The organism is Paracoccus xiamenensis (assembly GCF_011308835.1).
Classification (GTDB): Bacteria; Pseudomonadota; Alphaproteobacteria; order Rhodobacterales; family Rhodobacteraceae; genus Paracoccus; species Paracoccus xiamenensis.
In genome coordinates, this window is record NZ_JAAOHY010000007.1 from 29582 (window position 1) to 44237 (window position 14656).

The 14656-nt window shown below is 62.4% G+C and carries 16 protein-coding genes, 1 tRNA gene and 3 pseudogenes; 11 read left to right on the forward strand and 9 right to left on the reverse strand.

The features are described from left to right. Positions 1-8 precede the first annotated feature (8 nt). Both G7044_RS14075 and G7044_RS14080 read right to left on the reverse strand, forming a co-directional pair. Complete coding sequence (locus G7044_RS14075; protein WP_166329968.1) at positions 9-560, reverse strand: SoxW family protein; 552 nt, start codon at positions 558-560, stop codon at positions 9-11. Next, complete coding sequence (locus G7044_RS14080) at positions 557-1294, reverse strand: cytochrome c biogenesis CcdA family protein (RefSeq protein ID WP_166329970.1); 738 nt, start codon at positions 1292-1294, stop codon at positions 557-559. Before G7044_RS14080 ends, G7044_RS14075 begins: the two co-directional genes overlap by 4 nt. Positions 1295-1468: 174 nt before the next feature. On the opposite strand from G7044_RS14080, the gene G7044_RS14085 reads away from it, so the two are divergent. Beyond that, entirely contained in the window at positions 1469-1855 is a 387-nt protein-coding gene (locus G7044_RS14085) for a thioredoxin domain-containing protein (protein WP_235931321.1), read from the forward strand. 35 nt (positions 1856-1890) lie between these two features. Further along, the gene (locus G7044_RS14090) at positions 1891-2370 is read left to right on the forward strand and encodes a DUF302 domain-containing protein (RefSeq protein WP_166329974.1); all 480 of its coding nucleotides are present in this window, start codon (positions 1891-1893) and stop codon (positions 2368-2370) included. Positions 2371-2400: 30 nt separating this feature from the next. Here the strand turns inward: G7044_RS14090 and G7044_RS14095 are convergent, their stop codons facing one another. Together G7044_RS14095 and G7044_RS14100 are read right to left on the reverse strand one after the other, a co-directional pair. Beyond that, entirely contained in the window at positions 2401-3447 is a 1047-nt protein-coding gene (locus tag G7044_RS14095; RefSeq protein ID WP_166329976.1) for a YeeE/YedE family protein, read from the reverse strand. A gap of 11 nt (positions 3448-3458) precedes the next feature. After that, the gene (locus G7044_RS14100; RefSeq protein ID WP_166329978.1) at positions 3459-3869 is read right to left on the reverse strand and encodes an ArsR/SmtB family transcription factor; all 411 of its coding nucleotides are present in this window, start codon (positions 3867-3869) and stop codon (positions 3459-3461) included. A gap of 154 nt (positions 3870-4023) precedes the next feature. On the opposite strand from G7044_RS14100, the gene soxX reads away from it, so the two are divergent. The 7 genes and pseudogenes from soxX to G7044_RS14135 form a co-directional block, all read left to right on the forward strand. Further along, on the forward strand, positions 4024-4503 hold the full coding sequence (soxX, locus tag G7044_RS14105) for a sulfur oxidation c-type cytochrome SoxX (protein ID WP_166329980.1): 480 nt from the start codon (positions 4024-4026) through the stop codon (positions 4501-4503). A gap of 52 nt (positions 4504-4555) precedes the next feature. Then, positions 4556-5002, forward strand: coding sequence for a thiosulfate oxidation carrier protein SoxY (gene soxY, locus G7044_RS14110; RefSeq protein ID WP_166329982.1), 447 nt, complete (start codon positions 4556-4558; stop codon positions 5000-5002). Positions 5003-5023: 21 nt separating this feature from the next. Continuing rightward, on the forward strand, positions 5024-5353 hold the full coding sequence (gene soxZ, locus G7044_RS14115; protein WP_166329984.1) for a thiosulfate oxidation carrier complex protein SoxZ: 330 nt from the start codon (positions 5024-5026) through the stop codon (positions 5351-5353). Positions 5354-5432: 79 nt separating this feature from the next. Next, entirely contained in the window at positions 5433-6296 is an 864-nt protein-coding gene (gene soxA / locus G7044_RS14120) for a sulfur oxidation c-type cytochrome SoxA (RefSeq protein ID WP_166329986.1), read from the forward strand. A gap of 76 nt (positions 6297-6372) precedes the next feature. Beyond that, entirely contained in the window at positions 6373-8064 is a 1692-nt protein-coding gene (soxB, locus tag G7044_RS14125; RefSeq protein ID WP_166329988.1) for a thiosulfohydrolase SoxB, read from the forward strand. Positions 8065-8077: 13 nt separating this feature from the next. Further along, positions 8078-9349 (forward strand): sulfite dehydrogenase, encoded by a 1272-nt coding sequence (soxC, locus tag G7044_RS14130; protein ID WP_166329990.1) that lies wholly within the window; start codon positions 8078-8080, stop codon positions 9347-9349. Continuing rightward, a pseudogene (locus G7044_RS14135) lies at positions 9333-10007 on the forward strand (c-type cytochrome); the annotation flags it as partial. The gene soxC and the pseudogene G7044_RS14135, both read left to right, overlap by 17 nt. 110 nt (positions 10008-10117) lie before the next feature. Here G7044_RS14135 and G7044_RS14140 read toward each other — a convergent pair. Next, positions 10118-11167, reverse strand: a complete 1050-nt coding sequence (locus G7044_RS14140) for an MFS transporter (RefSeq protein WP_166330202.1) — start codon at positions 11165-11167, stop codon at positions 10118-10120. Then, positions 11134-12282: pseudogene (locus G7044_RS14145) on the reverse strand (IS3 family transposase). The gene G7044_RS14140 and the pseudogene G7044_RS14145 overlap by 34 nt, the downstream one beginning before the upstream one ends. Between G7044_RS14145 and G7044_RS18035 the strand changes: the two are divergent. Further along, on the forward strand, positions 12273-12767 hold the full coding sequence (locus G7044_RS18035) for a hypothetical protein (RefSeq protein ID WP_235931322.1): 495 nt from the start codon (positions 12273-12275) through the stop codon (positions 12765-12767). The pseudogene G7044_RS14145 and the gene G7044_RS18035 sit on opposite strands and share 10 nt — an antisense overlap. 39 nt (positions 12768-12806) lie before the next feature. Further along, positions 12807-13091, forward strand: a pseudogene (locus G7044_RS18040) (site-specific integrase); the annotation flags it as partial. A 211-nt stretch (positions 13092-13302) separates the two neighbouring features. Here the strand turns inward: G7044_RS18040 and G7044_RS14155 are convergent. From G7044_RS14155 to G7044_RS14165, 3 genes are all read right to left on the reverse strand, one after another. Beyond that, a tRNA-Phe gene (locus tag G7044_RS14155) sits at positions 13303-13378 on the reverse strand. A 67-nt stretch (positions 13379-13445) separates the two neighbouring features. Further along, entirely contained in the window at positions 13446-13616 is a 171-nt protein-coding gene (locus G7044_RS14160) for a DNA gyrase inhibitor YacG (protein ID WP_166329994.1), read from the reverse strand. Continuing rightward, complete coding sequence (locus G7044_RS14165) at positions 13616-14656, reverse strand: ribonuclease E/G (protein WP_166329996.1); 1041 nt, start codon at positions 14654-14656, stop codon at positions 13616-13618. The genes G7044_RS14160 and G7044_RS14165 overlap by 1 nt, the downstream gene beginning before the upstream one ends.

Here is a 14656-nt window from a genome sequence, read left to right on the forward strand (position 1 = left end):
TGGCGGATCTAGCGGGACAGCACTTCGCGGACGTCGCGCCCGGTCTCGGGCCCGCCCGCCATCGCCCACTCCATCACCGCCAGCAGATTGTCGGCGTCAAGGACACCCGGGATCACCGCCATGGCGGCGCGGGCGGCATCCTTGTCCGCCGGCAGGTCGGAGGGCAGGAAGATCAGCGTCGGGGTCACGGTCACGCCCCATTTCGCGGCGGCACGCTTTTCGGTCAGAATGTCGCCGTCCAGGTCGGTCAGTTCCGTGCCGCCGAACAGGTCGACCTGCACCACATCGAATTTGGCTCGGATCAGGCTGTCGATACGCGGATCCGTCAGAACTTCGTTGTGAAGCTGCGCACAATAGATGCAGCCGCGCTGTTCGACGATCAGCAGCAGATGGCGGCCCGCATCGGCTGCCTCCTGATTGTCTTCGGCCAGCACCTTGAAGCTGTTCTTCAACCAGTCCGGCTTGTGCAGCCCGTCGTCACCCAGCGGAACGGTGCCCCCCACGGCGGCATGCGCCAGAAGCGGCAGGACAAGGCCCATGGCAAGAGAAAGTCGTGTCATAGCGTCGTTGCACTCCAATCCATGTTGTTGACCATGAAGGCGGCGATCCGGTTGACCCCGTCCGTGGCGATGAGGACCGCGAACAGGATCAGCATGACCCCCATGATCCGTTCCACGTTACCCAGCAGACGTTGATGGCGTGCGACCCAGGCGATGAACGGCCGGGCGAAGAACGAGATGAGGACGAAGGGGAAGGTCATCGCCAGTCCGTAGACCAGCAGCAGCGCCGCCCCCTGCCACAGACTGTCCTGTGCCGAGGCCATGAACAGGATCGCCGCAAGCGCCGGTCCCGCGCAGGGCGTCCAGCCAAAGCCGAAGGCCAGCCCCATCACATAGGCCCCCGCCAGCGTCGCCGGATCGCCCGAGGCTTCAAGCCGCGCCTGACGGTAAAGAAACGGGATGCGGATGACACCCAGAAAGTGCAGCCCGAAAAGCGCCAGGATCGCCGCAGCCACCCAGGACAGCTCCGTTCGCCATTGCGAAAAGGCCGACCCCAGCGCGGTGGCGCCGAGGCCCAGCATGACGAAGATCGTCGTGACACCCAATGAGAACGCAATCGCCCCGACAACCAGCCGTCGCTGCGCTGAAGGATCCAGGCCCTCGCCGCCCTTGATCTCGGCTATCGAGACGCCGGCAAGATAGCACAGATAGAACGGCACCATCGGCAGAATGCAGGGCGACAGAAAGGACAGTATTCCTGCGAGGGCGGCCCCGCCAAACGTGATTTCGGGCATGGGCAACCTTGCTGCAGCGTTCAGCGGGTCGGATAGGTCCTTCCCCACCATGCTTGCAATGACACCATTATATCATCATATTGGAATACGTATCATCATCCGTCAATGCGGTTCCCCGTGATCTTGAATCTGCGCCCGGCATGTATCTTCCCTCGCGCCCTGATTGCGGCATGGATGATGCTGTGCGCAATGGCGGTTGATGCCGCCGCGGGGCAGTATCAGCTTCTGATGTTCGAACGCGACGGATGCAGCTATTGCAAGCAGTGGAACGAGGAAATCGCCCCTGCCTATCCCAAGACCGCCGAAGGCCAGGCCGCGCCGTTGCACCGGCTGGATATCAAGGCCGCACTGCCGTCAGGCGTGACCCTGACCGGGCGGCCGCCTGTCTTCACGCCCACCTTCGTGCTTCTGTCCGACGGAACCGAGGTTGGCAGGATCGAAGGCTATGCTGGTGACCAGTTCTTCTGGTTCCTGCTGGACAGCCTTCTGCGCGACGCCGGTTGGCAGGCTGCCGACCCGGCCGTCGCATCACCTTCCGATCCGGCTGAAACCGGACCTTAACTTATACGCCTCATGCAAGCGGGAGAAATGGACTGATGAACGTGATATCCTTCAAGGCCGGCGCCGCGCTTTTGGTTCTTTCCCTGTCTCATGGGCAGGCTGTCGCGCAGGACGCATCCGCGCCCGATGCGACAGGCAAGCCCTACACCCGCGTGGTGGATGCAACCTTCGAGGATGTTTCCTTTGCCGTCGAACAGGGCATCACGAACGAAGGCCTGGTGATCGACCTGACCAGCCATGTCGGCGACATGCTGGCCCGCACAAAGGAGGATGTGGGCGGCGCCAAGGATCTTTACGCTCATGCCGACATCTTCAGCTTCTGCTCGGCGACCGTGTCCCGCACGGTGATGGAGGCCGATCCGACCAATATCCAGCACTGCCCCTACACGATCTTCGTTTATGAGACGGTGGACGAACCCGGCAAGGTCGTCGTCGGCCACCGGACCTATCCGGGCGAGACGATGGCCCCGGTGAACGAGATGCTGACCCGGTTGGTCGATACTGCGGCCGAATAGGCACGCTATCCCCGCCGGGTCTGGGCGGCGCTACAGGTCTTCGAACAAAAGCAGCCTTTGCAGGCCCACCCAGGCGCCGGCGGTGATCGCCATCAGCGTCACCGGGCCGGACCATGCCAGCAGGGCGGTGCCGGTCAGGCCCTGACCGATGGTGCAGCCCATCGCGATGACGCCGCCGATCCCCATCATGATCGCGCCGCTCAACTGGCGGCCGAGTTCGCGCGGATCGTCGCAGGCCTCCCAGCGAAAGCTGCGTCGCCACAGCGATCCCGCTACCGCCCCCGCAAGCGTGCCCGTGACCAGCCCGACCGAGAATGACGGCAGCGTTCCCGTCGCGGTCATCAGATAAAGGATCGTTCGCCCGACCGGCGCGGTGTAGGACGGGCCTTCGACCGGAACGGCGTCCATGCCGATGCGCGCGACCCATGTCGTGCCGATGAAGGCCAGAACAACAGACATCCCGACCCCTGCGGCGCAAAGCACCGTCACTGTCGAATGGCGCACCTGCGGATGGCGCAATCCGGTGGCAATCAACGCCAGACCCAGCGCCGTTGCCAGCCATGCCGGATCAAGGCCGGTCACGGCTGACAGTGCCTCGCCGATCCCGGATGGCGCATCCTGTTCGTATTGGGGGAAAATAAAGACGCGCAGCGGCGCCAGCGGCCCGCTGAGCGTGGCATAGGTGGCGATCCCCAGGACAACCACGATCAGAACCGACCGGATATCGCCGCTGCCGGCGCGCACCAGCGCACCAAAGCCGCAATTCCCCGCCATCGCCATGCCATATCCGAACAGCAGCCCGCCGGCGACGCTGGCGACAGGATTCCAGGCGATGCTGCGATACAGGCTGCGGTCGATGTCGACCAGACCCCAGGCATCGGCCAGATGCGTGGTCAGGATGGCGACGCCCAGGGCGAGGCTCCAGATGTGAATGCGACGGAAATCCCGCCCGATCAGGGCCGTCTCAAGCGCACCCAAGGTGCAGAAATCGCCCAGCCGCGCGCAGAAGCCAAGCAGGAGGCCGACACCCAGCCCGACCAGTCCCGTCTGCAATGCTGCCGCGACGTCCGCAGTCATGGCGGCGCCGATCAAGGTCCCCGGCGATCGTCGCCGCCAAAGATGCGCGCATAACAGATCAGCAATTCGCCGATGCGAGGATCCTTGAGCGAGTAGAAGATCGTCTTTCCATCCCGGCGCGCCGTGACCAGCCCTTCGATCCGCAGTCGCGCAAGCTGCTGGCTGACCGCCGACTGCCGCGCGTCCAGCATTCCTTCCAGTTCGCCGACGCTTTTGGGCCCCTGCGCCAGATGGCAAAGAATGAGAAACCGCCCCTCGTGTCCAAGGGTCTTGAAGATATTGGCGGCCTCCTCGATCACAACATCGCGATCGCGCGCGTCCGCGTTTGTCCGCGCCGAGGCTGCGTCAGATGCGGGGGCGTCCGACCTGCCGAACAGCAGGCTGCCCAGGCTAAAGCGGCCAATGCTTTCTGATCCGCTCATCGGTGACCCTCTTGTGCCGCGCGGTCGATCGACCTGGGTTTCAATAGATATTCACGTATTGCAATATAAGCATTGCGTTCGGGTTCAAAGTTCTTAATGTATCCTAGCAGGAGCCGCAAGGGAGAGCGGCAACCATGCCATTGCGGGAGGACAGATGCAGCATATTCTTGTGCTTACAGTTGTGGTGGCCGGTTTGGGCGCGCCGGCGATGGCAGAGATCTTGCCGGGCGACGTGTCCTGGACCGAGGACGGAGCCATCGCCGAATCGCTGACCGGCACGCCCGGAAATGCCGACGAGGGCAAGGTGATCATGACGACGAACGCCTTGGGCAATTGCGTCGCCTGCCACGCCCTCGACGCCATGCCCGACGTGCCCTTCCAGGGAAATATCGGCCCGCAGCTCGATGGTGCGGGCGACCGTTGGACCGAGGCGCAGCTGCGCGGGATCGTGGTCGATGCGAAGCACACATTCCCAGACTCGTTCATGCCGGGCATGTACAAGGTGGGCCCCTTCATTCGCCCCGGCGTCGCTTTTACCGGCAAGCCGCCCGAGGCACCCGAGGATATCAAGCCGATTCTGGCGGCGCAGCAGGTTGAGGATGTGGTCGCCTATCTGGTGACGCTCAAGGAATAAGCCAGCCGCATCCCGATCGGCCACTGGAACACGATAAGGAAGGAACGAAATCATGCTCATTTCACGACGCGGGGTTCTGACCGCAAGCGTCGGCTTGGTCGGGCTGGCAATGTTGCCGGTCGCCGTGCGGGCACAAGATGCCGCCGCGGCACCCGCCCAGACCGCTGACGAGATGATTGCCGAATTCACCGGCGGGGCCGAGGCGGTCGAAGGTGACGGCGTCAAGCTGACCGCTCCCGAGATTGCCGAAAACGGCAATACGGTCCCGCTTTCGGTCGAAGCGCCGGGCGCCGCCGAGATTCTGCTGATCGCAACAGAAAATCCCACGCCGGGCGTGGCACGGTTCACCTTCGGCGCTCTGGCCGCGAACCAGGCAGCGGCAACCCGCATCCGACTGGCCAAGACGCAGGACATCGTAGCTATCGCCAAGCTGGCTGATGGCAGCTTCGTGCGCACGGCGGCGAATGTGAAGGTTACAATCGGCGGTTGCGGCGGCTGATCCGGGGAAAGGAACAGAAACATGGCAGATAACGTCAAACCACGCGTCCGCGTCCCGAAAACCGCATCCAAGGATGAGGTGATAACCATCAAGACGCTGATCTCGCACCCGATGGAATCGGGTCAGCGCAAGGACAAGGATGGCAACGTCATCCCGCGCTCGATCATCAATCGCTTCACGGCCGAATTCAACGGAGAGCTGGTGGTGGATGCGACGCTGGAACCGGCGATCAGCACCAACCCCTATTTCGAATTCGATGCCAGGGTGCCGGAAACCGGGGAATTCAAGTTCACCTGGTATGACGACGACGGCTCGGTCTACGAGGATAGCCACCAAGTCGAAGTGACCTGAATTCAGGGCCCAAGCCCAGTTCGCCCGCGACCACGGAGGATGGCGCGGTCCGACAATGCCAGGGAGGAAACAAGGCAAGATGAAGCTGCAATTTACTGTGAAGTCCGCGGCGGTGCTGGCGGTGACACTTGCCTTGACCGCCGCCCAGGCGGACCCGGTCGAGGACGACCAGCTGGTTATCAATGGCGAGTTGGAAATGGCGACCGACGCGCCGGCGTCGGATCATCTGGACGGCGCCTTGGGTGACAGCGTCTATTCGGGCTGGCGGTTTCGCGACACGGAAACGCGCGCCATGCAGAAGGACGATTTCGACAACCCGATGTTCCTGTTTGTCGATGCCGCCCTTGAAGCATGGGATACGCCCGATGGGTCCGCGGGCAAGTCCTGCGCCGATTGCCACAACGGCATCGATGAAAGCATGAAGGGCCTGCGCGCCCAGATGCCAAAGGTGAACGACAAGGGAGAGCTGTGGTCGCTGGAAAACTATATCAACGACTGCCGCACCAACCGGATGGGCGCCGAAGCCTGGGGCTGGAACAGCCAGAACATGAAAAACATGACCGCCGCCATTGGTGTGCAAAGCCGGGGCATGCCCGTCGCGGTCAAGATCGACGGCGATGCCGCTCCTTTCTGGGAAAAGGGCAAGGAGATGTATTACACGCGCTTCGGCCAGCTGGAGATGTCCTGCGCCAATTGCCACGAGGACAATTTCGGCAATTACATCCGCTCTGACCACCTGAGCCAGGGACAGATCAACGGCTTTCCGCTGTATCGCCTCAAGGATCAGGGCGCGGTCTCGATACATCAGCGCTTCGTGGGCTGCGTCCGCGATACGCGCGGCACGACAATTGAGGCCGGCAGCCAGGAATTCCGCGAGCTAGAGCTTTACGTCGCCTCGCGCGGGAACGGGCTGGTCGTCGAGACCCCGGCCGTCCGTCACTGAGATCCGGCCGCGGCTTGCCGCCGCGGCCTACTATCACCCCTAATATGTGCAATTATTCGAATATGATGAGGCGATTGTGACTTCGCGCAGGGAATTTCTACAGGCCGGTCTGGCCACTTCGGCGATCATGGCGGGGTTGGGCGTCTCGAACTGGTCGCGCGCGATGGCGCAGCAGGCGCTGACGCAGGACCAGTTGCTGCAATTCGATGACTTCGGGAACCTGACGCTGATTCACGTGACCGACGCGCATGCCCATCTGCGCCCGGTCTGGTTCCGCGAACCCGATACGAATATCGGCGTGGGCGACGCTGCCGGGCGCGTCCCGCATGTCGTGGGCGAGACTTTCCAGAAGATGTTCGGCATCGCGCCAGCCAGCCCCGAAGCCTATGCGCTGACCTATCCGGACTTCGAGGCGCTGGCGAAATCCTATGGCCGCATGGGGGGCTTCGACCGTATCGCGACCATCGTCAAGGCCATCCGTGGCAGCCGCCCGGACGCGATCCTTCTGGATGGCGGCGACACCTGGCACGGCAGCTATACCAGCCTCAAGACCGGGGGCGAGGACATGGTCAGGGTGCAGAACCTGCTGGGCGTCGAAGCAATGTCGAGCCATTGGGAATTCACCTTCGGCACCCAGCGGGTGCAGGAACTGATCGAGAAGTGCAACTTCCCGTTCCTTGGCGCCAATATCTACGACGTCGAATGGGACGAGCCGGCATTCGAGCCGTACAAGATCATTCAGAAGGGCGATCTGGCGGTCGGGGTGATCGGGCAGGCCTTCCCCTATCTGCCCATCGCGAATCCCAAATGGATGTTCCCCGAATACAGCTTCGGCATCCGCGAGGAGCGTATGCAGGAAGTCGTCGACGAATTGCGCGGCCAGAACGTCGATCTGGTTGTCTGCCTGTCGCATAACGGCTTTGACGTCGATCACAAGATGGCCAGCCGTGTAACGGGCATCGACGTGATCCTGTCGGGGCATACCCATGATGCCGTGCCTGAGCCGGTTCTGGTTGGCGAGACGATCATCATCGCCTCGGGCAGCCATGGCAAGTTCGTCAGCCGCGTCGATCTGGACGTGCAGGGCGGCCGGATGGCGGGCTTCCGCCACAAGCTGATCCCGGTCTTTTCCGACGTGATCGCCCCCGATGCCGAGATGGCATCGCTGATCGAGGAGATCCGCTCGCCCTACAAGGCCGATCTGGACACCGTCATCGGCCAGACCGACAAGCTTCTTTATCGGCGCGGCAACTTCAACGGCAGTTGGGATGACCTGATCTGCCGCGCCATACTGGAGGAACGCGACGCCGAGATCGCACTGTCCCCCGGCGTCCGCTGGGGCGCCTCGGTCCTGCCGGGCGACATCACGCGCGAGGATATCCATTCCGTCACCTCGATGACTTACGGGCAATGCTACCGGTCCGAGATGACGGGCGAGACATTGAAGACGGTCATGGAGGACGTGGCCGATAACATCTTCAACCCCGATCCCTATTACCAACAGGGCGGGGACATGGTCCGCGTCGGCGGACTAAGCTACTCGATCGACCCGAACGCCCCGATGGGAAACCGCATCACTGATCTTCGCTTGATTGCCGACGATGCCCCGATCGAACCCGGCAGAAGCTATACGGTCGGCGGCTGGGCCTCGGTCAACGAAGGCACCGAAGGGCCGCAGATCTGGGATCTGGTCGAAGAGCACATCCGAAAGGGTGGCGGGACGCAACAGGATGGGCCCGTATCCAGCATCAATGTCAAAGGACTATGAAGGAGGTCGCAGCATGACTGTAAGACCGGGAACGACCAGCCGCCGGGCCTTCATCCGCGCCGGACTGGCCGCAAGCGCGGCCCTGCCCGCAGCCGTGACCGCCGCGCGCGGGCAGGAAGCGCCGGATCCGCTTATCACCGAGGTTCAGGACTGGGCCCGCTATCCCGGCGACGGCGTGGACGCCACGCCCTACGGCCTGCCGATCCATTTTGAATCCGACGTGATCCGCCGCAACGTGTCCTGGCTGACGGCGGATACGATCAGCTCGATCAATTTCACGCCGATCCACCTGCTCGACGGCACGATCACCCCCGCCGGCTGCGCCTTCGAACGCCACCACTCCGGGGCCATCGAATTGGCCAAGCCCGATTACCGGCTGATGATCAACGGCCTTGTCGATCGCGAACTGGTCTTCACCTATGAGGATCTGGAGCGTTTTCCCCGCATGCAGGGCGTCTATTTCTGCGAATGTGCGGCGAACAGCGGCATGGAATGGGCGGGCGCACAGCTCAACGGCTCGCAATTCACGCATGGCATGATCCACAACATGGAATATGTCGGCATCCCGTTGAAAGCCCTTCTGGCCGAGGCCGGCGTCAAGCCCGAGGGAAAGTGGATCTTCGTGGAAGGGGCCGATGCCTCGTCGAACGGCCGCTCGATCCCGATCGAGAAGGCGATGGACGACGTGATGGTGGCCTTCAAGGCCAATGGCGAGGCGCTGCGCAAGGAACATGGCTATCCCGCGCGTCTGGTGGTTCCGGGCTGGGAAGGAAACCTCTGGGTCAAATGGCTGCGCCGTATCGAAGTGACGGCCAGCCCCGTCGAAAGCCGCGAGGAGACTTCGAAATATACCGACACGCTGGCTGACGGCATCTCTCGCAAATGGACCTGGGTGATGGACGCCAAGTCTGTCGTGACCGCACCCAGCCCGCAGGTCGGGATCAAGCACGGGCCCGGCCCGCTGGTCATCACCGGCCTTGCCTGGTCGGGGCGCGGGGCGATTACGCGCGTCGACGTTTCGGTGGACGGCGGCAAGAACTGGAAAACCGCCCGTCTGGCCCAGCCGGGCGTGCCCATGGCGATGACCCGTTTCTATCTGGATCACGACTGGGACGGCGAAGAAATGCTGCTGCAATCGCGCGCCATCGATGAAACCGGCTATGTGCAGCCCACCAAGAACGCGCTGCGCGAGATCCGGGGCGAGAACTCGATTTATCACAACAACGGCATCCAGACCTGGTGGATCAAGAAAGACGGAAGCGCGGAAAATGTTGAAGTCTCGTAAAGCAGCCGCCCTGTTGATCGCCCTTGCCGCAACGCCTGTCGCGGCACAGACGCCGGATGCGCCAGCGGATGGCACACCCGCCGCGATCCAGCCCCTTGGGCTGGGCCGACCGGCCATGGCCGAGGAAATCGCGGCCTGGGATCTGGATGTCAGCCCCGACGGCACCGGGCTGCCCGAAGGATCAGGCGACGTGATGACGGGCGAGGAAGTCTATATTGAGCAATGCGCGGCCTGCCATGGCGACTTTGCCGAAGGTCTGGACAACTGGCCTTCGCTGGCGGGGGGCGAGGGGACGCTGGACCGCGCGGATCCGGAAAAGACCATCGGCAGTTATTGGCCGTATCTGTCGACCGTCTGGGATTACGTGCACCACTCGATGCCCTTCGGTAATGCGCAGGTTCTGACAGCGGACGAGACATACGCGATCACGGCCTATCTGCTGTATTCCAATTCCATCGTTGAATACGATTTCGTCCTGTCTAAGGACAACTTCGCCGAGGTGCAGATGCCGAATGCCGAAGGCTTCATTGAGGATGATCGCCCGCAATCCGAATATCCGATCTTTTCGGCCGAACCATGCATGGAAGGCTGCAAGGACAAGGTCGAGATCACCATGCACGCCTCGGTTCTTGACGTGACGCCCGGGGGCGAGGATGCCGTCGAATAGGCGCTCCCCGGATCACGACCCGGCCATCAAGCGCCGCTGGACACCGCCCTTGGCAATCCACCAGGTCAAGCTAGCGCGGGCTTCCGATCACACGGGAATGATCAGTTGTCCGCATCGCCGCCAGACTGACGGATCGCTGTCCTGAACGGATTGCTGCGCATCACGAGAATGCACAGCAACGGCGCGAGCGCGACAGTCACAAACAGCCACATTGCCGCGTTCGCAACATCCATGCCACCTGACGACGAACCGCCACCGGCCAGATTCACGGCGAGGCCCGCGATGGCCGCACCGAAAGCCGTTGCACAAAGCTGTACCGTCATGATCGAGGACGCGGCGTTGTCAGCCTGTGCCGGCGGTGCGACTCGCAGCACCATTGCCGACAGATGCGGGTAAGCAAGCCCGACGCCAGCCCCGCCCGCGATCAAGGCAAGGCAGATCAGCGTCAATGGCAGCCAGTCCCCGGCAGGGGCGGTAATGGGCAGCACAGCGGCAAGAACCACCATAGACCCAAGGGAAAGATACGGGCCGACGCGCACCGCGATGTTGCGCCGCTTTGCCTGCAGCCCCGAGGCGAAGATTGCCGCCGCAGTCCAGCCGGCCGACATCACCGCCGCGATATAGCCCGCCTCAAGTGGGGACCGGCCATGCAGGTCCTGAAGAAACAGCGGCAGAAATATCTCGGTGCAGGTCACTGTCACGGCAAGCAGGGCAGAGGTCGCATAAAGGCTGCCCAAAGCCCCCGGATGCCTGAACGTCGCTCGGGGCAGCAACGTCGTCTTTGACTTCCGCTCTACGACGACAAGAAGCGCGACCAGTTTGATGGCGGCCAGCATCCCGATGACCGTCGCAATCACACCGTCGCCGACGCCGCCCCATGAGGCTGCAAATACCGCGATCGTCAACAGCGCCAGCTGTACGATCGGCAGTGGCGCCGCAATCTCCGGTTCGGAATTACGTCGCGGCAGGACGAAAACAGCCGCAAGAACAATCAGCGTGGCGAATGGCACCAGGGCCAGAAATTCGCCCCGCCATTGGCCCAGTTCGGCAAAGACACCGCCGACCGCTGGGCCATGCCCCCAACGCTGGACCGCTGCCCTGAGCGTTTTCCCGTCTCTTAAGCCACCCGGTGGCAGGTTGCCCGGATGGATTTCATGAACTCGATCGGGGTCTTGTTACCGATGGAGCTGTGTGGTCGGTCGTTATTGTATTCGTGGCGGTACGCCTCACATTTTAGCCGGGCATCGTCGATCGACAAGAACCAATTCTGATCGATGCATTCGGCGCGAACCTTGCCATTGAATGCCTCGGCGAACGCGTTGTCGGTGGGCTTTCCCGGCCGGCTGAAGTCCAGGATCATCCCGTTCATGTAAGCCCAGAGGTCGAGATCCTTCGAGATGAATTCCGGCCCCTGATCGACGCGGATGGATCGGGGGCAGCCGTAGTCCCGCGTCACATTCTCCAGCGTCCGGACAACACCTGCACCGGTGTAGCGCGGCCGGACATCGATGGCCGGTGAGATCTGCAAGAAGGTATCCACGATGGTCAGAACCCGGATCTTCGTGCCATCGAAGAGCTGATCGGACAGGAAGTCCATTGCCCAGATATCGTTCGGCGCAGCGGCCGGTTTCCGATCCTCACGGAGCTTCGCCGCCACCTTGCGCTTCGGGCGCTTGTTGCGAATCTGCAGGCCTTCTTCGACATAAAGCCGGTAGACACGCTTGGCATTTACCTCCCAGCCCTCCCGCCTCAACAGGATGTGGATCCCTCGATAGCCATAGCGCACACCAATCGCCGTCGGGCTCGAACCGATGGCGCCTTCGACGGCTCATATCTCGGCGATCTCCCGGATCCGCTTCCTTAATGCCGCCTGCGATGGCCGGCGCACCCGGTAGAAATAGGTCGTTGTCTCGCAGGCCGAGCACCGAACAGCCCCGCCGGATCGAGACCTGGAACACGCCCTTAACATAATCCACCAACTGCCGCGCCTTCGCAGGCGCTACAGCTTTTTTGCCAGAACACCCTGCAGTATGGCCTTGTCCAGTGACAGATCGGCAACCATCCGCTTCAGGCGGCTGTTCTCGTCTTCCAGCATCTTCAGCCGCTTGACCTCCGAAGGCATCAGGCCACCGTATTTCTTGCGCCACCGATAATGGGTCTGCTGAGAAATACCGGCCTTCCGGCAAACCTCCGCAACCCCCACCCCGTCATCGGCCTGCTTCAGAATGAACGCGATCTGCTGCTCGCTGAACCTGGATGTCTTCATCGATCTTCCTCGCTTTGCCTGCCGCGACATTGCGAGAATTTTCTCACTTCAAACGGTCCAATCCGTGGGAAGCAGGTGAAGGTCCCGGTGAAGCGCAATTTCGAGGCGCTGATTCTCAGCTATTACGAAAGCGAGGGCTTCAAGAAGCTGAAGCCCCGGACAAGCACGACTATCAGAAGTATACCGGCCATATCCGCACGAACTGGGGCGCGATAGATCCGACCAAGATCGAGACGCACCACATTTACGAACTGCACCGCGCTAACACCGAACACTGGCGTCAGGCGAATTATATCGTTCAGGTGATGGTGGTGCTGATGAACCACGCCCGTCTGATCGGTTTCCTCAAGAAGGAACATGGCAACCCTGCAAAGGGCATCCCGCTGTTCAAGCAGGAAGGCGACGGCTGGGTGCCGTGGCCTGATGACGTGCGGGCGGAGTTTGAAAGCCTCGCCTCACCCCGCGCCCGGTTGGTCGACGAGTAGTGCATCGGCACCGGACAGCGGATCGGTGACATTGTGAAAATGCGCTGGAACCACATCAAGGACGGCGCATGGGACTTCACCCAGGGCAAGACGGACAAGCCCCTGTGGATCCCGTTCACCGACCGCCTGAATGCCTATCTGGCGACAGTCGAGAAAAAGGGCCTGACCGTCATCACCGACGATAAGGGCCGTCCGGTGCGATACGAGGTTGTCGCCAAGGATATGCGCAAGGTGAGATCCGCGATGCAGCACCCCGACGCCATGACCTACGTCACCCACGGGCTGCGGAAGAACGCCACCATTGAGCTTTATCAGGCTGGCAATGATGACGAGCTAGTGAAGGCCGTCACCGGCCATTCTGGTGCTGAGATGCTGAAAAAATACGGAGGACAGATCAGGCAGAAAGAGTTGGCGACGAGGGCGCAGGAAGCCCGAAATCGCTGGGAACGGAACAAGCCCGGAACGGGAATGTTTCAACGGCTGTTTCAAAAATCGAGCAATGAGGTCATCGACATGACGCAAGTCTTTGAAAGAATGGTGCCCGGAGGCGGATTCGAACCACCGACACGCGGATTTTCAATCCGCTGCTCTACCAACTGAGCTATCCGGGCACTTCAGCCTCTGCTGAGGTGTGAGGGTGTTTACGAAAGCCTTCCGGCCGTGTCCAGAGCGAAAAAGCTATTCTTCATCAACAGGACGCTCGGGCACCAGTTCATCATCCGCCGCCGTGTTGCCCGGCACGACATAGTCGCCCCGCAGCCAATGGGCCAGGTCGATATCGGCGCACCGTTTCGAACAGAACGGCCGGTACACGGCGACAGTCGGCTTTCCGCAGATCGGGCAGGCCATTACTCTGCCTCCAGCAGCAGGGCAAGCGGCATGCGATCGCGCTTTCGGCTCATCTCGAACAGGCCCATCGTGGTCCAGCCCGTCAACACCGCGTCGGCGCCATCGGACCGGAAGGCTTTTTTCAGCTCCTGATCCAACGTTCCCCGCTCTCGCTTGGAAATCGGCGCGAAATCAATGACGATCTGCCCGCCAAGACCGCGCAGACGCAACTGACGCGGCAGGTCGCGGGCCAGGGCGATATTGGCCTTCAACGCCGCCGCGGGCGAGGTGTCGGGACCGGTGTTCACGTCAACGGCGATCAGGGCCGAGGTCGGCTCGATCAGGGCGAAGGCGCCGCCGGGCAAGGCCAAACGCGGCGACAGCACGGCCTGAACAGCATCCAGAACATCGTCGGGAAGATCGTCGAATTCCTCGACTACGTCGGGTGCGGGCTCGGCCCAGTCGCGCCAGGCGGCGTCGGCGGGGGACGGGGCGTCCAGCAGCAGTTCGGGCGCACCTTCCAGATCCGCGGCGATGGCGGCGGCAAGCGCGATGCTGTCGGTCAGTTCGTCGGCAATGTCCGAATCATCGGCATGTTCGGCCGCGCTGCGCAGGATCAGGCCGATCTCGCGCCCGGCCAGGGCGTCGTCACCCAGCGATTGCAATGCCTCGCGACGATCAGCATCGCGAATTGCGCGCGACACGTTCACGCCGGGAACCCCCAGCGTGGCAATACCATAGCGGCCGCGAATCAGCACCCGCGCCGTCAGGGGCACGGCCTTGCCGGCCTCGGCCACGCCCGCGACCTGGGCCAGCACCGCCTGGCCTTCGCGCAATCCGCTGCGGTCGCGCAGATAGCCGCTGGCGCCGTCGGGCAGGGTCACGAATACGCCCCCCTGCCCCTTCATCAGCCGGTTCACCCGACCGCGCAGGATCGCGCCGGGCGCGAAGGGCGTCAGCTCGGCCGGGTCGACGATGATATCCTCCAACTGGCCGTCAACCAGCAGGGCAGCGGCTTCGCGGCCGGAAATTTGGCCCAGGGCGATCTGGCGTCCCTTCAT